The organism is Oscillospiraceae bacterium CM (assembly GCA_022870705.1).
Taxonomy (GTDB): Bacteria; Bacillota; Clostridia; order Oscillospirales; family Oscillospiraceae; genus Sporobacter.
On the sequence record CP072107.1, the window covers coordinates 455,885 to 476,793 of the forward strand.

Consider the following 20,909-nt stretch of genomic DNA (forward strand, 5'->3'; position numbering starts at 1 on the left):
CATCCTGTCAGCGCAATCAATGCGCAGCTATTCATTGGCGGGCGTTTTTGACGCCTCCTTGAGAATCTGATACGCCACATCCAGCATGCCTGGATAGAGCGTGTCGGGAACGGCGGCCGGTCCAAGCTGCTGACTGACGACAAAGCGCGCGCAAGGATTGCTTCTGTCCATGCAGTATTTCTTCTTAAATATAGCGCCAAGGCCACTGTCAATCGGCATTTTATCATTATAAAACGGGCAGGCGCTTAATCTGATGCACTCCATATAAACATCTCCCGAAAACTTATAACTGAGCTAAAATCTGTCAAAATGCCCTACACTATTTATCGGGAAAATTCATGATTCATTTAACGAAAACTGACATTATAATTGCAATAACACCCGCTCTTCCTATCGCAAAAGACGCTGGCTGAGGGAGGGAAGACCCGCTTCAAAATTGACGCCGAAACGGACATCCGTACCGGCTTTTTTTGTGCGCGAAATGCTTTCCACCGTGAAATCAACGGCTATTTGAGCCGCCGACGCCAGGCTGTGCTCAGTTAAAAGGCCTGCTGTCAACGTACTGGCGAAGACGTCCCCCGTTCCGTGATAAAAGCCGTCAATCCGCTCGGCAAAGCAATAATCAATCTGCCCGGATGCTGTGTCAAAGCAAGCCGCGCCAAGCTTTAACGCGTCAAAATAAACGCCGGTCAGCACAACGTGTTTCGGCCCGAGCGCACCAAGGCCATAGAGCAGACGCTCGATCATCGACACATTGTACGGGCCTGGCGTAAAGGGCTCGCCCAATAGAAGAAAGGCTTCCGTCATGTTTGGCACGAGCACGTCGGCCTTTCGGCAGAGCGTTTGCATGCCGGCTGGGAAATCGTCTGAAAAGCCGGCATAAAGCATGCCGTTGTCTGCCATGACGGGATCGACGACAATCAGCGTTCCGGCTGATTTGAGCATCTCGCACACGTCGGAAACGATGCCCAATTGAGCAAACGAGCCGAGAAAACCGGTATAGACAGCGTCAAACCGCACGTGAAGGGATTGCCAGTGGCGCGCAATCGGCAAAATATCATCCGTCAAGTCCCTATAGGTATAGTCCGTAAACCCGCCGGTGTGTGTCGATAAAACGGCTGTCGGAATGACGCTGACCTCAACCCCGGCGCTGGAGATGATCGGCAGGGCGACTGTCAGCGAGCACTTGCCGAAGCAGGAAATATCGTGAATAGCGGCGACTCTTTTTTGTCTGGGCATAAGCTCTCCATCAGTTTTTTTTATTGATGTGACATCAGTTCATTATAAAACGGCGACAGCCTCGACCTCGACGAGGACGTCTTTCGGCAGGCGCGCGACTTGAACGCAGGCTCTGGCGGGATAGGGCTCACTAAAAAACGTGGCATAGACGGCGTTAACAGCGGCAAAATGATTCATATCGGCCAGAAAAACCGTCGTCTTGACGACGGTTGAGAGACTCGAACCCGCGCCTTCCAAGACGGCGCGCAGATTTATGAGAACCTGAGCGGCCTGCGCGGCGGCGTCACCCGCGATGACGGCACCGCTTGCCGGGTCGATCGGAATCTGGCCGGATGTAAAAATCATGTTGCCGGCGCGGATAGCCTGCGCGTACGGGCCGATGGCCGCCGGGGCCGCTGCCGTCTTAATTTCCATCAAATCCATAAAATCAGCCTTTCAAAAAAATCACTGTTATTTTTACCATATCTATGATATCATTTTTGTCAATAGAGAGCATAATCCGGAGACGGAAAAAAGGTAACGGGAGAACCGTATGAGAACGAACCAGCTGAGAATTATCGATGAGTTTACGAATCTCGTGGCAATCGACAGCCCCTCTTATGACGAGCGGCAGGCGGGCGATTATATTAAAAAAAAGCTGACGGCGCTTGGTCTCGTCGTCGTTGAAGACGACGCCGGTGAAAAAATAGGCGGCAACTGCGGGAATATTTACGGTTATCTGGAGGGCGATTTAGACCTCGAACCGCTCCTCTTCTGTGCGCATCTGGACACGGTTGAGCCCGCCCGCGGGAAGGAAGCCGTTATCGACGCTGACGGCGTTATCCACAGCCGTGGCAACACCGTTCTGGGGGCGGACGATATGGCCGGTGTAACCGCTATTTTAGAGGCGCTGACGGTCTTGACGGAGCACAAGCTCAGCCATCGGCCGATTGAGGTGCTTTTTACCGTAGCCGAAGAGGTTTACTGCCGCGGCAGCGCCGAATTTGATTTTACAAAAGTACTCTCACGCGAGGCATATGTCCTTGACCTTGCCGGGCGCGTCGGCACGGCCGCCTATATGGCGCCGTCCATCCTGTCGTTTACGGCGACGGTCCGCGGCAGGGCGTCGCACGCTGGGTTTGCCCCGCAAAAGGGCATTCACGCCATCGCCGTCGCGGCTGACGCCATCAGCATGCTCCCGATGGGCCGTGTTGACGATGAGACGACGCTGAACGTTGGGATGATTAAGGGCGGGTTGGCAACGAACATCGTACCGGACCACTGCGTCGTCCGCGGTGAAGTTCGCAGCTTATGCCATGAAAAAGCCAGCCGGCACGCCGAGCTCGTCAAAAAGCAGTTTGAGCGCTCAGCTTCAGCCGCGCACGCCGCGCTGGAATTCGATTTAAAAACAGTCTCCGTGGCTTATGAAACACCGCTTGCCAGCCCGGTCGTCAAGCGTTTTGAAAATGCCTGCAATACGCTCGGCCTGCCTGTTTCACTTGTGAAAACATTTGGCGGGAGCGATAATAATATGATGGCACAAAGCGGCCTTATTGGCCTTGTTATCGCCAACGCCATGAACAGGTGTCACGCCTGTGACGAATTTACGACGACGGAAGAACTTGAACGGGCTGCCGAGCTGACGCTGGCCCTGATGACGGACGACCGCTGAACACATTGACGGCAAGGCCGGAGGATACACATGATACTAGAAGATTACGGATATATTAGAACGGCGGCGGCCGTACCGCGCGTTTTTGTCGGGGATCCGGCGTCAAACGGGCGTGAAATTGCCCGATTGATGCACAACGCGGCAGCGGACAACGGCGTCCGCGTGATGGTGTTCCCGGAGCTTTGCTTGACGGGGTACACATGTGCCGATCTGTTTCATCAGAAAAAGCTGCTGACCGGCGCGCGTGACGCGCTGCGGACACTGCTTCAGGAGACGGCCGACTGCGATTTGCTTGCAGCCGTCGGCATGCCGATTGAAGCCGATAACCAGCTTTTTAACGCCGCTGTTTTGATCCTCGCCGGGCGCATCCTTGGCGTTGTCCCCAAGACGTTTATCCCCAATTATAATGAGTTTTACGAAAAGCGCTGGTTTGCCCCCAGCCACGCACGGCGCAGCGAAACGGTTAAACTAAACGGCTACGATGTGCCGTTTGGGGAAGATCTTCTGTTTCAATGCAGGGATGCCGAGCTTTGCGTCGGCGCGGAGATCTGTGAGGATTTATGGGCCCCGATTCCACCGAGTGCGCATCTTGCCGTCGGCGGTGCGAATCTGATTTTAAATCTTTCGGCGAGCAACGAGACGGTGACGAAATCCGATTACCGTCGCGAGCTCGTCCGCCAGCAGGCGGCGCGCTGCTATACAGGGTATGCCTTTTCCTCAGCCGGGTTGGGGGAATCAACGACAGACGTCGTCTTCAGCGGCCACGCCATGCTTGCCGCGAGCGACAGCATCCTCCGCGAGACGTCGTACGCTGCCGATTCATCGTATATCTTTGCCGATATTGACATTGAAAAGCTGATGAATGATCGGCGGAAGTTCAACAGCTATATGGGTGGCACGGCAACAAGAGCCTGCCGTATTATTGACTTTGCCTTCCGCGGCGTTCGCGACGTGACGGCGAGTTTTCAGGTGGACAAGCACCCCTTCATTCCCCGCGATCAAACGGAGAAATTCGGGCGCTGCCGCGAGATTTTTAAGCTCCAGTCAACAGGGCTTGCCGAGCGCCTGCGGAAAACCGGCATTCAGAAGGCCATCATCGGCCTGTCCGGCGGGCTGGACTCAACGCTGGCCCTTCTTGTGACGGCCGAGGCCGTCACAGCGCTTGGGCTGCCGATGACAGCCATTGTCGGCATTACGATGCCAGGCCTCGGCACAACGGACAGGACGTATCAAAACGCGCTGTTACTGATGCGGGAGCTTGGCATAACGCCACGGGAAATCTCTATTAAAGAGGCAAGCCTTATTCACTTGCGCGATATCGGGCATGATACATCAGTGCACGACGTTACCTTTGAAAACGTGCAAGCCAGAGAGCGCACACAGATTCTGATGGACGCTGCCAATCAGGTGGGCGGCCTCGTCGTCGGGACGGGCGACCTGTCCGAGCTGGCGCTTGGCTGGTGCACCTATAACGGCGACCATATGAGCCATTACGGTGTGAATGCCGGGGTGCCGAAATCACTCGTACGCCATCTTGTGTCCTGGTACGCTGAGACAACACCGAATAAAATGGTAGCCCACGCGCTGGCGGATATTCTCGATACACCGATAAGCCCTGAGCTCCTCCCGGCCGATGATAACGGGCAGATCGCCCAGAAGACGGAGGACGTTATCGGCCCATATGAGCTGCATGACTTTTTCCTGTTCCACATGCTCCGCAATGGCTTTGCCCCGGCGAAAATATTAAAGCTCGCGACGCTGGCGTTTGATGGTGATTATACGCCGCCTGTTATCCTCAAATGGCTTGAGACGTTTTATTGTCGCTTTTTTTCGCAGCAATTCAAGCGCTCTTGCCTGCCGGACGGCGTCAAGGTCGGATCTGTATGTCTTTCCCCCCGCGGTGATTGGCGCATGCCGAGCGACGCCGGCAGCACGCTGTGGCGCGAGGCGTTGCGTGACGCTGCGCTCGCGCTCGGCATTGTTGAGGGGTAACGTGCCGGTCGAATCAACGATGAAAAGAACACGGGGGATGCCGACGCATCCTCCGTGTTTCTTATTTGTTATGCAATTCTTAGACCATGCGCTTTGCGGCGACCCAGGCACGGCACCAATAACCGGCGTCTAAAGTGCTGATGATAACGCCCGTTCTTGAATTGGCAGCGTGAACAAATTGACCGTTGCCAATATAAATACCGACGTGTGAGATCCCGCTGCCAAAGGTATGGAAAAAGAGCAGATCGCCCGGCTTAATGTCAGTTTTGGCAATGCTTTCACCGTTGTTTCTGTACTGCTGCGAGGCCGTCCTTGATATCGTGTAGCCAAACTGCTTATAGATATACGTCGTGAACCCGGAGCAATCAAAGCCACGGGAAGGGGATGAGCCGCCGTAAACGTAATCGTAGCCGACATAGCCGAGCGCATATTCAACCAGCTCATCGGCCGTCGTAATTTCAGGGGCGACGGCTGCCTCGTCACTGGCCGCTGTACCGGCTTGTACTGCAGCGGCGGTATCCGTCGTGCTGTCGAGCGCCTCAATCGTCAGCCCCGGGGTCATGACTGATGTCTGTGACTGGAATATTGGACTGCCCGAATTTCCGGTGTTAAAGGGGAGATCTGCCGCCAGGACGTTTGTATTCATTAAGACGGCGACGATGATGATGAGGAATATGGACAATTGAATCTTTTTTAATATCATATACTGCGAATAATCCTTTTCTGATAGCGTTGATTAGAGACAAAACTGTTAACAAGATATGCATATTGTAACAATTTGTTTCCTGATTGTCAATATTATGTTTCCTTTGGAGGAATATTAAACCAAAAAACTTAAAAAAAGATGCAAAAAAGCCCGCATCTTAAGAAAAACCGGCGCCGCGGATGACCGAAGTCTGCCGTGGCACCGGCTTAATATTGATGAACATGAAAACTATTTTTGCTCAAAGAGGCCAAAGAGGGAGCCGTATCCCGCGCGTTCCATCTCATCTTTTGGGATAAAACGAAGCGCGGCGCTGTTGATGCAGTAGCGCAGGCCGCCTTGATCCTTCGGGCCGTCGTCAAAGACATGGCCGAGGTGGGCATCCCCCGCACGGCTGCGGACTTCCGTTCGCGTCATGCCGTGCGACAGGTCACTTTTTTCGCGGACGACAGCCGGGTCGACCGGCCTTGAAAAGCTCGGCCAGCCGCAGCCAGACTGGAATTTATCCTTTGAGGAAAAAAGCGGCTCGCCCGTCGTCACATCGACGTAAATGCCGGGCTTGTCCGTGTTCCAAAATTCATTTTGAAAAGGCGCCTCCGTCGCGCCGCGCTGTGTGACATCGAACTGCTGCGGGGTAAGCGTGGCGCGCAAACCGTCTGGATCAGGGCGGGCGTAAAGCCCCGGATTGACGCGTGCCGCGGCGGCGGTTTTAATTTTGTCCCAGCCGATATGGCAATACCCGGTGGGGTTCTTATCAAGATATTTCTGATGGTATTCCTCGGCAGGATAAAAGTTATCAAGCGGTGCAATTTCGATGGCAACCGCCTCTTCGAGCGTTTTCTGCAGGTCGGCAATCGAACGGGTAATGATAGGCAGGTCCGCCCCGTCGGTGTAATAAATGCCCGTTCTGTACTGGACGCCGCGGTCGTTACCCTGGCGATTGACCGCCGTCGGTTCAATCGCGCCGTAAAAAAGCGAGAGCAGAAAATCGAGCGGCAAAACGGCGGGGTCGTAAACAACGCGCACCGTCTCAGCGTGACCCGTGTTTTTATAACAGACGTCCTCGTACGTTGGACAGGCTGTTTGACCGTTGGCGTAACCGACCGCTGTTTCCAAAACACCGCGGACAACGGAGAGGTATTTCTCCGCGCCCCAGAAGCAGCCGCCCGCCATATAAATTTCCGCCATCATCATCAATCCTTTCTGCTATTTAGCCATAGTATATCACAAAACACCGTGCGCATCACTCTGAGGATAGAAGCGAAAACATCCCGCGGCTTGTCGCCGCGGGATGTGATTGTTTTGGCGAATCGGCAGAATGAAAGTCAGCGCGACATACCCATAATCTCATAAATCTGGCTGAAATCAAGACTTGACCGGAGGGCCTCGGCAAGCGCGTCATACTGCCGGTCTTTATACACGTCAAAATCAGAAACGGCTTCAAAATTCTCGGGAAGGCCTTTTTTTCGAAGAAGCATTGTCACGATGGCGGCTCCTAAAGCGCCGTCAAAAAGCCCATGCAGATAGCTGCCAAGGACGTTGCCGCAAACGGCACCGTCCGGCTGACCGTCTGATAGGGATGAAAACGGGACGGCTCCCGCGCCCAGCACCGTCCGGCCCATGTGAATCTCATAGCCGGAGATGGCGGCGCCTGACAGCGCGTGAAAAACGCCAGGCAACGTACTGGCACCGGCTGTGACTCGGGTGCGGACCTTTTGTGTTTCAAAGACGGTGTTAACCGGTAAGAGCGCCATGCCCGCCATGTGGCCGCCTTCTTCAACGCAGTCCGGGTCGCTGAGCGTTTCGCCGAGCATCTGATAGCCGCCGCAGATGCCGATAACGGGTGTTCCGGCCTTGGCGCGGATTTGTATAGCCGCTTCTAGACCGCCGTCGCGCAGCCACTGGAGGTCGCCCATCGTATTCTTCGTGCCCGGCAGGATAATAAGGTCGGGATTGCCGAGCGCCTCGGCGCGGTCAACAAAGCGCACGCCGACGGGCTCGTAGCGCGACAGGGCGTTGAAATCCGTAAAATTCGAGATGCGCGGCAGGCGGATAACGGCGATGTCCAGCGCCTTCCCAGTCGTCTGCCGGTCAAAGCGGTCGGTGACGCTGTCCTCATCGTCAAGGTCGAGGCGCAGGTATGGCACGACGCCGAGAACGGGGACGCCAGAGAGCTCTTCAAGCTTTACAAGGCCAGGGCGGAGAATATCAGCGTCGCCCCGGAATTTATTGATGACAACGCCTTTAAAACGAGCCTGCTCGTCCGGCTCGAGGAGCTTAACGGTACCGTAAACGCTGGCGAAGACGCCGCCGCGGTCAATGTCGGCCACGAGGAGAACGGGGGCGTCAGCAATTTTTGCCATGCCCATGTTAACAAAATCATCCTTGTTAAGGTTAATTTCCGCGGGGCTCCCCGCCCCTTCGATGACGATGATGTCATGCTGCGAGGCAAGTGTTTCATAAGCGTCTGTGATGATCGGCCGCAGGCGGCTTTTGTAATCGTAATAATTCCCGGCCGTCAAGGTGCCGACGACTTCGCCGCTCACGATGACCTGGCTGCCCTTGTCACTCGTCGGCTTAAGCAGCACAGGATTCATCAAGACGGAAGGCTCGATTCTAGCTGCCTCGGCCTGCATAACCTGCGCCCGTCCCATCTCAAGACCTTCGTTTGTGATAAAGCTGTTAAGCGCCATATTCTGGCTTTTAAATGGTGCGACGCTGTACCCGTCCTGCGCGAAGACGCGGCAGAGACCAGCGCAAATGAGACTTTTGCCTGCACTTGACGCCGTACCCTGAATCATGATTGGTTTGGCCATTTGTTTAGCTCCTGACTGTTTATTTTTTCGCTTCTTTCAAGACGTCGCCAAGCGCGCCGATAAGCTGCTCGTTTTCAGAATGCGTCCGAACGGCAACGCGCCAGAAACCCGCCGCGAGACCTGCATAATTGCCGCAGTCGCGGATGAGTATACCGCGTTGCCGGAGAAGCGCACCAAGAGTGGGGATCGGCGCATGAAAGAAAATATAGTTGGCCTCACCGCCGAAAACGCGCAGGCCGAGCGCTGTCAAGGCCGCCGTCAGATCGGCGCGCTCGGTTTGAATAAGCGCGCGCGCTGTGTTAACATAATTGAATTCCTGGAGCGCGGCAATACCAGCCGCCTGCGCGAGGGACGAGACGGACCAGGGCTGACCCGCATCCCTTATCGCATCAAGAAGATTAGCATTTGATGAAAGGCAGTAACCAAGGCGGACGCCGGCCATACCATAGAGCTTTGTGAAGGCGTCTAGGATTAACAGGTTGTCATAATCCTTAAGTCTGCGCTTGAGAGAACGGTCTTCCGGCGCGTCTAAAAAGCCGTTGAAGCACTCGTCAACGACGAGGAGCGTCCCGGTTTGGTGGGTGGTGTCCAACAATTCCTGAAGCAGCGCGGGTGCAACGGTCAGCCCCGTCGGGTTGTTGGGGTTACAAATAAACAGGATGTCAAGCGCCGGGGTGATACGGTCAATAATGGATGCGTCAAGCCGAAAACCGGCTGATTCTTCGAGAAAATAGTGCCCAACAGCGCAGCCGGTCGTCTTTAAGGCCAGCTCGTACTCGGCAAACGTCGGCGCCGTGACGAGGGCTGTTTTCGGCCTTTTCGCCAGCGCGAGGCGGAATATGAGGTCAGCAGCCCCGTTGCCGCAAAGGACATATGACGGCGGGAGGCCGAGTTTCTCCGAAATTGCCGCGCACAGCTGGCGGCAGAGCGGGTCTGGATACTTATCGGCCTGCGTGGCAGCGGCGGCAATGGCCTTGGCAACGCCGACCGGTATGCCGAGCGGATTGCAGTTAGCGGAAAAGTCTAAAGGCGCTTTGCCGTAAGCCTCGAAATACCCTTCGGTATCGCCCCCGTGGATCAAAGCCATATCAGCACTCCCTTCACCAAAAGGCACAGAACAAGGCACAAGACCGCCGTGGCAAGGAGGAGACGGTTAGTGCGCACAATATCGTCCGGTTCGATCGGCCGTTTATTGTCCCCAATCGTCGGTTTATGGACAAGAGCGCCGAAGTAAAAATTATCGCCACCCAAACGAACGCCGAGGGCACCGGCACAGGCGGCCTCTGTATGCGCCGAATTGGGGCTTTTGTGGTTTTTCCGGTCACGCCGGAAAATTTGCCATGCGCCTTTCACGTCCAGCCGGACGAAAAACGCCGCCAGAACCATCATAACACCGGCGATGCGCGCCGGGATAAAATTGACGGCGTCGTCCACCTTGGCGGCTGCGCGGCCGAAATAGAGATACATGTCGTTTTGATAGCCGACCATGCTGTCCATGGTATTGAGGGCTTTATAGAAAAGCCCAAGCGGCGCCCCGCCGACGGCCATGAATAAAAGCGGCGCGACGACGCCGTCAGCCGTGTTTTCGGCAACCGTTTCGACGGTGGCACGCGTCACGCCGCCCGCGTCTAAGCCCGCCGTATCGCGCCCCACGATTTCGGCAACGGCAGCGCGCGCCGCCGCCAAATCACCACGACGGAGTGGGTTGAACACCTCGAGGCTGGCGACGCGCAGGGAGCGCGTGGACAGGCACTGCCAGACAAGGATGCTTTCGACAACAACGCGTAAATAAGTCGAGATCATCTGACACACGACGAGCAGGCCAATACCCGCGCCGAGAGAGACAACGCTCATGCAGAAAACGAGAAAAATACCGGCGGACAGCTCACCAGACGGCGTTTTTGGAAAGAGACGCCGCAAGAGGCGTTCAAAAAAAGGGATCAGCTTGCCGTAAGCCAGAACGATGTGCGGCCATCCAATCGGATCGCCAATGATGAGGTCCAGCAAGAAGCCGATGAGGAGGGCAAAAAGTGACAGGATCATAGACGGGCCTCCGAATAAGCGGCCGCCGCTTGAACAAAATTTTCGGCGAAGGCGGGATTGCCGTAGAAATAAAGATGCGGAAAGCCAGCAAACAGCGTTGGATGCTTTGCAACGCACGACCAGGTGCTCCCGTTGGTGCGCCGTGCCGTACACATGCCGTCGGTGATGGTTGAATCCCAGTAATGAAATTCATGCGCGGGAATCGTCTCGCCGGTTTTACACAAAATAGTGTCACAATCAGCCGTAAGGCGGATATATCCAAAACGCTGCAGACGCGGTGTTTTGAAGCCGTGACCGCTTAAAACGCCTGCCATGGGATAGGTTTTCCCGGCACTGTCCTCCAGCGTGTCATGCAGATAAAGATAGCCGCCGCATTCGGCTAATGTCGGCAGGCCGGACGATACGGCGTCAAAGATGGCGCGGCGCATCGACGTGTTTTCACTGAGCACATCGGCATAAAGCTCCGGATAGCCGCCGCCGAGGTAGAGTGCGCCGATATCCTTGGGCAGCGCTGCATCGCGAAGTGGGCTGAAAGGGACGAGCTCGGCACCGAAGTGCGTGAGGAGGTCAAGATTGTCGGCATAGTAAAAGCAGAAGGCATCATCCTGTGCTACCGCAATACGGGGTTTTTTCGCAAGAGCGGGCAGAACACCGGGCAGGCTGCCCTGAAGCGGGGGCGCCGAGGATGCCAGCGCAAGCAAGGCGTCAAGGTCGACGCATTTTTCCGCTGCCTCGCCGAGGCGGTCAAGCTTTAAATGCAGGTTTTCAATTTCCGCCGCCGTGACAAGCCCGAGATGGCGGCTTTCGATGGCGCAGTCCGGCAATCGCTCAAAATACCCTAGGATTGGCAGGCCGGTCTCCGCCGTCAGCAAGTCTTTCACCATGTCAAAAAGTGATTTTGAACACTCATTCAAAATAACCCCGGCAATGCGGCTGTCCGGCCGGAAGTTCTTAAAACCGTTAATCGTCGCGGCGAGGGAGAGATACGCCCCATGGGCGGAGACAACAAGAATAACGGGTGTCTCGGTCACAGCCGCAACCGCGTAGCTGCTGGCCGCCGTTGTGTTGCCGGAGCCGTCATAATAGCCCATGACGCCCTCGATGACAGCCGTATGACCGGCGGCGTGCTGACAGAGGAGACCGCGTACAACGTCTTCCGGCGTGAAGAACAAATCGAGGTTATAGCTTGGAATACCCAGGACGGCGCGATGGAACATCGGGTCGATATAATCCGGCCCGCATTTGAAGCTGACGGGGTTTGCCCCGCGCTTCCGAAGCGCCGATAAAAGCGCCAGTGTCACGGTTGTTTTCCCGGTCCCGCTTGCCGGCGCGGCAATTAAAATTCTCGGAATTGGCGTCATCGTGCGTCCCCTCGTTTCCCGCAATAAAAAACCTCTCCGGGACGGAGAGGCGTGAAAAAGCAAAGCATGCTTTACCACACCGGCCGAAGTCCCGTCAGCCTGTGACTAAAATCGCAGCGCCTGTATTCTGGCTTGAGCGTCATGGCCTTATTTCGCCTTCCCATGAAAAATCACAGTGACCAAGGGCAAGCCCTCATGAAATAAAGCTGGTACTCTTACAGCGGCGGCTCCGCGCGGGACTTACACCCGACTTCCAATAACCGCTAAAGCGGTTAAAACGCAGCGACTTGAGCTATTGAGTTAATGTGTTCATCCTACTGGGATTTCGCTGTTTTGTCAAGTGGGGGCAAGCCGCCTTCGGAATTTATCGAAAATGCATAAAAAATGGCGACAATTAGGGGGGTGATTTGTTAACAACAAAGATTATCAGTAATATTATAAATTAATCTTGAAAACAAAATCGTAAGTGCTATAGTTGAAAATGAAGTTAACAGAAATCTCGGTAGGTGAGGCTACCACAAGGATATGGATTGCTGCCGCGAAAGGTTGGAGACAACCTGAGCCGGTCAACAGGATTTGTCGACATTTAAGGCATAACCTAATGCAATTTCACCGCCTTGCGGAGCTAAAGCTTGAACGGGTGCCGGAAGGAAATAGGCCTTCGCCCGTTCGTCGTGGCGAAGGTTTTGTATTGCTCATATTCTGATATTCAGGAGGCTTTTTTCAAATGGACGCAGACCCTGGCAATCGAAGTAAGACTTTTGAATTGAACACGGAAGGAATTTTGTCTGATTCTCCGTAACGAGGATTAGATTTTGTCCACATGTCAAAAATCCTTCCGTGACCATACGGAGGGATTTTTTATGTTTAAAGAGACAATCTTTTATTTGAGCCGCGTGCTCGGCAAAAAAGTCCGGACAGGGAACGACGCCGTCATCGGGACACTTGCCGATATCGCCGTTGATGTATCTTCGGCGGTGCCGCAGGTTGTTTTGCTCGTCATCAAAAGCGGCGGGCGGGAGATGCTCGTCGATTCCGCGACGTTTACGGTTACCGAGGAGCGGGGACAATTTGTTTTCCGGTGCCGCGAGCTTGTAACGCTGCCCAGCCTGCCGGAAAACACACTCTTACTGAAAAAATATGTGCTTGACCGCCAGCTCGTTGATATTAACGGCCGCAAGCTTGTCCGCGTCAATGACCTGCGGCTGGCCGTCATGTCGAGCGGGACGTTTCTTGTTGCCGTTGATGTCGGCTTTGAGGGGCTCATGCGGCGGCTGGGTGTAGCCAAGCCGCTTAAAGCGCTCTTGAGGCTCTTTAACGCGTCAATGCCCGGTAAGCTTGTTTTGTGGGATGCCGTTGAGACTGTTGATATCGGGCACGCGGGCATCAAGCTGAGCAAGGCGTACTCCAAGCTGGAGACGCTGCACGTCTCCGACCTTGCCGATATCCTGGAGGATATGGACATCAAGATGCAGACGGAGGTTTTCTCATCATTTGATGACGAAAAGGCCGCCGATGTTCTTGAGGAGCTCGAAATGGAAGCGCAGATTACCGTTTTGGAGAGTCTGCCTGTCGAAAAAGCCGCGGACCTCTTGGAAATGATGCCGGCCGATGAGGTTGCCGACATTCTTGAAGAGATGGGCGAAGAGAAAGCCGAAGAGCTTTTGTCCGAGATGGAAAGCGAGGCGTCCGAGGAAGTCCGCGAGCTCATGGAATATGAGGACTATGAGGTCGGCAGCGTGATGACGACCGATTTCATTGCCTACAAGGTGAGCATGACCGTCGGCGAGGTTATTGGAGAGCTGCGCCGCCTCAAGCCGGAGCCCAGCTCCATCTACTATCTGTATATCGTTGACGAGAGCGAGAAGCTGACGGCGACGGTATCGCTCCGTGACCTCGTTGTCTCCGAGGCGGAGACGATCATCGATGAAATTATGAACACGAAGATGATCTTCGTCCGCGACACGGACGATATTGAATCGATCGGCGAAATCATCTCCAAATACAATCTGCTTGCCGTCCCCGTCGTTGACAAGGACATGGTGCTTTTAGGCATGGTCGTCATTGATGACATCGTTTACAATCTCCTCAGAGCCAGAAAAAGAAAGGTTTAAGGGAGAGGCGTTATGACGGCTTTTATCAGCAGTGTTAAAAAGAAGAAGTTCTGGAGAAACGTTGCCTTCTTCCTTGCCATTATTGGGCCCGGGATTATTACGGGCAGTGTGGACAACGACGTCGGCGGCATTACGACGTATTCTGTTGCCGGGGCGCTGTATGGCTATAAGCTCATCTGGACACTGATTCCCGCGTTTATTGTCCTGTTTGTTACGCAGGAGATGAACGCGCGGATGGGGATTGTGACAGGCAAGGGCTTGGCCGACTTAATCCGGGAGAACACCGGCGTAAAGATCACCTTTTTCATCGTTATTTTTTTGCTCGGTGCCGATATCATGAACACCATGACGGAGTTTACCGGTGTCGCCGGGAGCATGGAGATTTTCGGTGTCAGCAAGTATATCTCCGTTCCGCTCGTTGCCGCCGGCGTATGGTTTATCGTCGTCAAAGGAACGTATCGGATTGCCGAAAAGATTTTTCTGATTTTTTGTTTAGCGCTGTTTATCTATGTCGCTGCGGCGCTACTCGGCAAGCCGGACTGGGGCGCTATCGGCCAATCCATTATTAAGCCGGAAGTCGAATCCAATTTTTCTTACATCGCCACCATCATCGGCCTCGTCGGCACGACGATCGCGCCATGGATGCAGTTTTACATGCAGTCGTCCGTTATTGAAAAACAGCTGCGCGTCAAGGACCTGAAATGGTCAAAGCTCGATGTTTTGATCGGCTGCCTCTGTACCATCATTGTTGCGTTCTTCATCATCGTCTCCTGCGCCTCGACGCTTCATGTTAAGGGCGTTGTGATTGCAAACGCGGTTGACGCGGCGGCGGCGCTCACCCCTGTTGCGGGCGCTTTGGCATCACAGGTCTTTGCGTTCGGCCTTTTTGTGGCTTCAATTTTTGCCGCTGTCATCCTGCCTGTTTCCGTCTCCTTTTACGTCTGTGAGGCATTTGGTTATGAAGCGGGAATCGACAAAACGTGGGAAGAGGCACCGCAGTTTTACTGGCTGTATACCGGCATCATCGCGCTGTCGGCCGGTATGATTCTGATTCCAAACGCGCCGCTGATTCAGATATCGCTCTGGTCTCAGCGCATTAACGGTATCATGCTGCCAATCGTCCTTATCTGCATGGTACTGATCATCAATAAAAAAGAGGTCATGGGGCCATACGTCAACAAACCGCTGACGAATCTCATCGCCTGGGCGACGATAGTCATTTTAATCGGTCTGACGGCCTCACTCGTCGTCACCATGTTTTAGCGGATTCAACAAAATGATAAGGGCAGCCCCGGATTTGATGTCCGTGGCTGCCCCTTTTTCCAAGGTCTTAAAACAGAAGCTTTGAAACGGCCAAAACAATGAGGAGGACACCACCGACCCATGACAGATCAAGCTTTGTCATGTTCGTTAGGAGCCTCCCAAGGAGACAGCCGAGCGTGACGGCGAGCAGGTTGGATAAAAGCGAGAGGACGATGAGCGTCAGGCTGCCGGCATGTGCAAGGCCCCAGCCAAAGCCCGCGGCGAAACCGTCCAGCGACAAGGCCAGTGCCAGATAAAAAGACTCCCGGACGGAGAGCGTTTTGGAGTTATCCAGATCGGCTTTGTCGGTGTCGGCATACACGGTCAGGACGATATGGAGGTCAAAGAGCTTCATGTTGAGCCTGTTTTCGCTTTTTTTGGCAATGAAGCGCTTGAGAGAAAATTCAAAGCATTTGACAAGGCCGATGATGAGCAGAAGGGCAAAGGAAACAATCGTCCCGACGGCTGGCGGAATAATGCTTTTTGCGGCCCCGCCCAGCCCCGCTGAGGCGGCGAGGATACCCGTACATACGACACTGATGACGATGACGGCCGCCGGGGGAATTTTTGTCCGGCTCACGCCGTAGGCAAAGCTGGCTGAGAACGCGTCAAGACAGAGCGCCGACACCAGCAATATTTGAAACATATCAAGACAACCCCTTCATATATTTTATAGACAGTCATTTACCCCGAGGGGTTGTGACAAAAGCAGAAGCAATTTCAAATGAGGGACCGCGTATGAGGCATCAAAACACGATAGAGCTGATCGGCAGAATCAAAGGAATGAGCGAAAAGGACGTGCGCCGTTCAAAAGAGCAATATGGTGACAACGCGCTCGTCAGCCAGAAAAAGCACAGTTTTTTTAAAGAGTTTCTACAGAATTTCGGCGACCCGATTATCAAGATTCTGCTTGTCGCGCTCGTTGTCAACATCGTCATCCGTCTGCGGGACTTCAACTGGTATGAGACGATCGGCATCGCGGCTGCCATTTTGGTTTCCACCTTTGTTTCAACACTGTCGGAATACGGCAGTGAATCGGCTTTTGAAAAACTGCAGGAGGAGGCCTTGAAAACAAAGTGCCGTGTGAAAAGGGCCGACGGGCTTATCGAGCTGCCGGTCAGCGACGTTGTTGTCGGAGATTATGTTCTGTTGCAGGCGGGAGACCGTATACCAGCAGATGGATTTATGGCAAGTGGTGAACTTTATGTCGACCAATCGCCGCTCAACGGTGAGAGCAAAGAGGTATTTAAAAAGCCGGATGACGCGGGTGAAAGCGCGGGCAGGGATTTTGACAGTAAAAGCCGACTGTTCCGCGGCTGCATCGTCTGCTCCGGTGAGGCAATCATGCGGGTTCTCAGTGTCGGCACGGGAACCTTTTACGGCAAGCTGGCGCTCGACGTGCAGGCAGATGTGCGGGAGAGCCCATTAAAGCTGCGCCTTGGCAAACTGGCGCAGACCATCAGCAAGCTTGGGTATATCGGCGCGGCCCTTGTTGCGCTTGCCGACCTGTTCAATGCCCTCGTCATCTCCAACGCGTTCAGGCTTGATGCGGTTCTTCAAACGCTCTGCGCGCCGAAAGCCATGGCGGGGCATCTTATCCACGCGGCGACGCTTGCCATTTCCGTTATCGTTGTGGCAATCCCGGAAGGACTGCCGCTCATGATAACCATTGTCCTCTCGTCAAACATGAAACGCATGCTTAAAGACAATGTCCTCGTCCGAAAGCTCGTGGGTATTGAGACGTCCGGTAACCTGAACATTCTGTTTACCGACAAAACGGGAACGCTGACAAAAGGGAAACTGAAGGTCAAGTTTTTTGCAGGCGGTGACGGAACGGTCTATGACGGGTTTCAGAAGCTTGGCAGGCTGCCCCTCGGGGGGCTCCTTCGGATTTCAAGCGTTTTCAACAGCGGCGCATCGTTTGACGGCCGTAAAAAGTGCGCCGTCGGCGGCAACGCAACGGAACGGGCGCTTTTGGAATTTGTCACGGCGGAGCGCCTTTTGGCGGATCACGTCCAAATCGTGTCGAGTGTGCCGTTTTCAAGTGCCAACAAATATTCCATGGCACACATTCGGGGAGACGAGACGTGCACACTTGTAAAAGGCGCACCGGAGCTGCTTTTGCCGCGCTGCACATCATATTTCGATGAAAACGGCATCAAAAAAAAACTGACCGATCAGGGAAAAATTCAGCAATTGATGGATAACGCAGCCAAAAACGCCGTGCGCCTGCTTGCTGTTGCCGTGGGGGACACGTCGTTTTCGATGGATGAGTCCGGCGGCATGCTGACACTTGTCGGCATTGCCGGTATTCAGGATGCGGTGCGCCGTGAAGCCGCTGCCGCCATCCGGCAGGTGACAGCAGCCGGGATTCAGGTCGTCATGCTCACGGGTGACAACAGGCAGACGGCTGAGGCTATTGCCCGTGAAGTGGGCCTTGTAAAAGGCAGTGATAGCCGCGCCATCATTACCAGTGATGTGCTCCAGCGCATGAGCGATGCCGATCTCAAAGCCGCCTTGCATCACCTGCGCGTTGTGGCACGGGCCGTCCCGTCTGACAAGAGCCGCCTCATAGCTGCCGCGCAGTCGCTTGGCCTCGTAGCCGGTATGACGGGAGACGGCATTAATGATGCGCCGGCTTTAAAGAAGGCCGATGTCGGCTTTGCCATGGGCAGCGGCACGGAGGTTGCCAAGGAGGCCGGGGATATCGTGATCCTCGATGATAATTTTCAGTCCATCGCTAAGGCCGTACTTTACGGCCGAACGATCTTTAAAAGTATTCGTAAGTTTATCATCTTCCAGCTGACGATCAATCTTTGCGCCGTCGCCATCTCCGTCATTGGGCCGTTTATCGGCATCAGCGCGCCGATCACCGTACTGCAGATGCTGTGGGTCAATATGGTAATGGATACGCTGGCCGGGCTTGCCTTTGCCGGAGAAGCGCCGTTAAAGGAATACATGGCCGAGCGCCCAAAACGGCGTGACGAACCAATAATAAACCGCTATATGGTTAACCAGATCCTCGTCGGCGGGCTGTACACGACGATCTTGTGCGTTCTCTTCTTGAAGCTGCCTGCCATCCGTACTATGTATAGTCACGGGACAGGGGATGAATTCTTCATGACGGCTTTTTTCGCGATGTTTATCTTTGCAGGCGTGTTCAACAGCTTCAACGCGCGCACGACACGCCTGAACCTGCTGGCTCACATCTGGAAAAACAAAGCGTTTTTGGCGATCATGCTGTTTGTAACCGTTATTCAGCTGCTTATTATTTATTACGGTGGCAGCATTTTTCGGACGACAGGGCTTCGCTACGCGGAGCTGCAGTTTGTATTGATCCTTGCTTTCTCAGTGATCCCGATCGATTTTATTCGGAAATCAGCCGTCGGCAGCAGCCATCGCGGCAACGCGATATAAAGGCGCAAAAAAACAGCCCCCAATGGATGGGGGCTGTTTTTCTGTTTATTATGTGCTTGCGTTTGACTATATACGATATTATTCCGAAACGTCACTGTTAATGACAACCTGCTTCGGGAAGGCATTGTCACCTTGTTCGTTTAAATACGCCGTATTGATGTAACCTCTGATATTCGCACCGTCTTCAATGGCGATGGTATTCGTGTTGATGTTGCCCGCGACGATGGAGTTACGGCGCAATTCAATTTTGCTGCCGATTTCAATATTGCCCTTGACCTTGCCATCAATACTGGCAAACTGCGCCGTCAGGTCACCCAAGAGAATGGAATCGTTATCAATATACGAGCTGCCCTTCGTCAGGATATTGCCTTGAATGGACGAGCCTCTGATATCGGAATTATTACAGGTGAGGTCGCCGATGAGCATGCCGCGGATGTTCGCGTCCTTCATGACATCCACCTTGCCGCGGACGTTGCCTTCAATCGTGATATTCGCCAGTGTTTTGATATCACCGACGATGATCGTATTTTTTGAAATGGTCGTCATTTCCTCGGCCTGGCGGAACATCTGGCCGTATTCGGCTTCTCTCGGCGCGGCATTCGGCGCGTTAAACGCCGGTTCATCCTCAAACGGCGGACTTTGCCAGTTGGCTTCGCCCGTACGCGGTGGCGCCGTATCCGCTTCCTGGTCGTAAACAGATTTGCCGAAACTGCCCGAATGATTCGTATCCGCTGAATTGAACGACGGCGCATCCAGGAAAGAATTAAGTTCAGAATTCGATTTCGCGCTTTCCGACATCTCGGAGCCCACAAGACCGCCCTTGTTGAGAAGATCCTTCATGGCGAGATTAAAATTTTCCCTTAACCCCATAAGCGTTCTCCTGTTCCAATGTGATTACTGTCACAGTATCATGTTTGATGTCGAATGTCTAGACCGGAATGAAAGAAATCGCGCGAAAAAAATGATTTAACGGCCTTTTTTAGCGTTTTTTGCGCTTATGGTGCCGGTGCGGCAGACGATGTGCCGCCGATGTCATTTATCTTTTTCATGAGCTCAGACGTTTTTTGGTCAATTTCAGCTTCAAGCTGACGACGCAGTGAAGCCGTTTGTGTTTTGATAACGTTCGTCAGCTGCTGCTGCATCGATGCCTGCTTGTTGTTAATTGTGGCGGTCTGACCGGACAGTTCATCAAGCTGGTTCTGGAGCGTGGCCAGTTTGACAATGACATCATCCGTTATTTGCGTCTGAAGCGCTTGGAGTTGGTTTTGCATATCGTCGTTATCCTGTGTGTTCATGGCAGGCAAGCCCGCACTGTTTTGCAGCTGGACAAGCTCATGCCTTGCGTGATTGTATCGGATGCCGAAGAAAATGGCAAAAAAAACAGGAACGACAATAAGAAGAGCCAGAACGGAAAGAATCAGGTGACGAAAAAAACGGACGCTTCCAAAATACATCGATATCACTCCAAAACGGTTATCGAAAGACTCGAATTCTGCCGGAATTTATCGGAAAAGGCAAAGAGATTATATCGTTTGGTAGGACGAAAGTCAATGTGCGACGGTGGGCGCGCCCGTATCCGTCAGGCGCTGGAGGCACGCCTGAAATTCGTTTTCAAGGCACATGTAGTAAAGCGGAAACAAAATGTCTGACGCACCGATGAAATAAAGATTTCTGTTTGTGATGTCGGCAAGGTCCGGCACGGTTGTGTAGATATATGTCCGGAACCATTCGGCGGTGTACGGGGAGACGTCTTTCCCCTTTTTAACGGCGGCCAGAATATCGTCAAACGTCTCGGGGATATGGGTGCTTTTAGCGATACCGCGCTCAAGCACGGCTTCATAGATGGCGGTGATTTGCTTGTGCGTAAGAGGTGTTGTGCCCGGGTTGCCCTGGCAAAGGGCGGGCAGGCGCACGGCGAAGCTGTAAATGACAAGCGGAAAAAGCTCAAAATATTCCCGTGTATTCAAAAGACCGCACGCGTCGCTGTCAATGGTGATATTAAACGCCTTTAATATGTCAGCATTGAAAATATTGTTCAAAATGACCTTGAAGAAATCCTTGATATCACAGCGATAATAGTTTTCGGCTGTCATCGCGTACAGATATTTTGTGGCCTTGAACAAATTGGCGCCAGCCTTTAAAATGATATCGCTGAGCTGTTTTATCATGTCGGATTCATTCAATACAGTCATGATGAGAACCTGCCTTCAGAATTTGTAAAATATTGTTGAAATTATAATACGGATTATTGAAAAAAACAACCATCTGTTC

The 20,909-nt window shown here is 53.6% G+C and carries 18 protein-coding genes and 1 riboswitch; of the genes, 5 read left to right on the forward strand and 13 right to left on the reverse strand.

Annotated features, from left to right (window positions below):
- Window positions 1-27: 27 nt before the first annotated feature.
- The 3 genes from IZU99_02335 to IZU99_02345 all read right to left on the reverse strand — a co-directional run bounded on the left by IZU99_02335 (window position 28) and on the right by IZU99_02345 (window position 1,662).
- Window positions 28-264 (reverse strand): hypothetical protein, encoded by a 237-nt coding sequence (locus IZU99_02335; GenBank protein ID UOO38117.1) that lies wholly within the window; start codon window positions 262-264, stop codon window positions 28-30.
- Window positions 265-390: 126 nt separating this feature from the next.
- The gene (locus IZU99_02340; GenBank protein ID UOO38118.1) at window positions 391-1,239 is read right to left on the reverse strand and encodes a pyridoxamine kinase; all 849 of its coding nucleotides are present in this window, start codon (window positions 1,237-1,239) and stop codon (window positions 391-393) included.
- Between the two features lie 42 nt (window positions 1,240-1,281).
- On the reverse strand, window positions 1,282-1,662 hold the full coding sequence (locus tag IZU99_02345) for a reactive intermediate/imine deaminase (protein UOO38119.1): 381 nt from the start codon (window positions 1,660-1,662) through the stop codon (window positions 1,282-1,284).
- A gap of 109 nt (window positions 1,663-1,771) precedes the next feature.
- Between IZU99_02345 and IZU99_02350 the strand changes: the two genes are divergently transcribed.
- Both IZU99_02350 and IZU99_02355 read left to right on the forward strand, forming a co-directional pair.
- On the forward strand, window positions 1,772-2,890 hold the full coding sequence (locus tag IZU99_02350) for a M20/M25/M40 family metallo-hydrolase (GenBank protein UOO38120.1): 1,119 nt from the start codon (window positions 1,772-1,774) through the stop codon (window positions 2,888-2,890).
- Between the two features lie 30 nt (window positions 2,891-2,920).
- Window positions 2,921-4,882 (forward strand): NAD(+) synthase, encoded by a 1,962-nt coding sequence (locus tag IZU99_02355; GenBank protein UOO38121.1) that lies wholly within the window; start codon window positions 2,921-2,923, stop codon window positions 4,880-4,882.
- A gap of 79 nt (window positions 4,883-4,961) precedes the next feature.
- Here IZU99_02355 and IZU99_02360 read toward each other — a convergent pair whose 3' ends face one another.
- The 6 genes from IZU99_02360 to IZU99_02385 all read right to left on the reverse strand — a co-directional run bounded on the left by IZU99_02360 (window position 4,962) and on the right by IZU99_02385 (window position 11,796).
- Window positions 4,962-5,585, reverse strand: coding sequence for a C40 family peptidase (locus IZU99_02360; GenBank protein ID UOO38122.1), 624 nt, complete (start codon window positions 5,583-5,585; stop codon window positions 4,962-4,964).
- A 231-nt stretch (window positions 5,586-5,816) separates the two neighbouring features.
- Window positions 5,817-6,773 carry a peptide-methionine (R)-S-oxide reductase MsrB gene (msrB, locus tag IZU99_02365; protein UOO38123.1) on the reverse strand — a complete coding sequence of 319 codons (957 nt, stop codon included), beginning with the start codon at window positions 6,771-6,773 and terminating at the stop codon, window positions 5,817-5,819.
- A gap of 137 nt (window positions 6,774-6,910) precedes the next feature.
- Entirely contained in the window at window positions 6,911-8,401 is a 1,491-nt protein-coding gene (locus tag IZU99_02370) for a cobyric acid synthase (GenBank protein UOO38124.1), read from the reverse strand.
- Between the two features lie 19 nt (window positions 8,402-8,420).
- Window positions 8,421-9,488: an aminotransferase class I/II-fold pyridoxal phosphate-dependent enzyme gene (locus IZU99_02375; GenBank protein UOO38125.1), complete on the reverse strand. Its 1,068-nt coding sequence runs from the start codon at window positions 9,486-9,488 to the stop codon at window positions 8,421-8,423.
- Window positions 9,479-10,444 carry a cobalamin biosynthesis protein CobD gene (gene cobD / locus IZU99_02380; protein UOO38126.1) on the reverse strand — a complete coding sequence of 322 codons (966 nt, stop codon included), beginning with the start codon at window positions 10,442-10,444 and terminating at the stop codon, window positions 9,479-9,481. Before cobD ends, IZU99_02375 begins: the two co-directional genes overlap by 10 nt.
- The gene (locus IZU99_02385; GenBank protein ID UOO38720.1) at window positions 10,441-11,796 is read right to left on the reverse strand and encodes a cobyrinate a,c-diamide synthase; all 1,356 of its coding nucleotides are present in this window, start codon (window positions 11,794-11,796) and stop codon (window positions 10,441-10,443) included. The genes cobD and IZU99_02385 overlap by 4 nt, the downstream gene beginning before the upstream one ends.
- A 108-nt stretch (window positions 11,797-11,904) precedes the next feature.
- Window positions 11,905-12,103: riboswitch (cobalamin riboswitch) on the reverse strand.
- Window positions 12,104-12,668: 565 nt separating this feature from the next.
- Here IZU99_02385 and IZU99_02390 point away from each other — a divergent pair.
- The gene (locus tag IZU99_02390) at window positions 12,669-13,919 is read left to right on the forward strand and encodes a magnesium transporter (protein ID UOO38127.1); all 1,251 of its coding nucleotides are present in this window, start codon (window positions 12,669-12,671) and stop codon (window positions 13,917-13,919) included.
- Between the two features lie 12 nt (window positions 13,920-13,931).
- A complete protein-coding gene (locus IZU99_02395; GenBank protein ID UOO38128.1) occupies window positions 13,932-15,182 on the forward strand; it encodes an Nramp family divalent metal transporter in 1,251 nt (416 codons plus the stop codon).
- 67 nt (window positions 15,183-15,249) lie between these two features.
- On the opposite strand, the gene IZU99_02400 is transcribed toward IZU99_02395, so the two are convergent.
- Complete coding sequence (locus IZU99_02400; protein ID UOO38129.1) at window positions 15,250-15,867, reverse strand: manganese efflux pump; 618 nt, start codon at window positions 15,865-15,867, stop codon at window positions 15,250-15,252.
- Window positions 15,868-15,959: 92 nt separating this feature from the next.
- On the opposite strand from IZU99_02400, the gene IZU99_02405 reads away from it, so the two are divergent.
- Window positions 15,960-18,638, forward strand: coding sequence for a calcium-translocating P-type ATPase, PMCA-type (locus tag IZU99_02405; GenBank protein UOO38130.1), 2,679 nt, complete (start codon window positions 15,960-15,962; stop codon window positions 18,636-18,638).
- Window positions 18,639-18,716: 78 nt separating this feature from the next.
- On the opposite strand, the gene IZU99_02410 is transcribed toward IZU99_02405, so the two are convergent.
- The 3 genes from IZU99_02410 to IZU99_02420 all read right to left on the reverse strand — a co-directional run bounded on the left by IZU99_02410 (window position 18,717) and on the right by IZU99_02420 (window position 20,830).
- Entirely contained in the window at window positions 18,717-19,508 is a 792-nt protein-coding gene (locus IZU99_02410; protein UOO38131.1) for a polymer-forming cytoskeletal protein, read from the reverse strand.
- 125 nt (window positions 19,509-19,633) lie between these two features.
- The gene (locus IZU99_02415; protein UOO38132.1) at window positions 19,634-20,092 is read right to left on the reverse strand and encodes a hypothetical protein; all 459 of its coding nucleotides are present in this window, start codon (window positions 20,090-20,092) and stop codon (window positions 19,634-19,636) included.
- Between the two features lie 93 nt (window positions 20,093-20,185).
- Window positions 20,186-20,830, reverse strand: a complete 645-nt coding sequence (locus IZU99_02420) for a hypothetical protein (GenBank protein UOO38133.1) — start codon at window positions 20,828-20,830, stop codon at window positions 20,186-20,188.
- Between the last annotated feature and the right edge of the window lie 79 nt (window positions 20,831-20,909).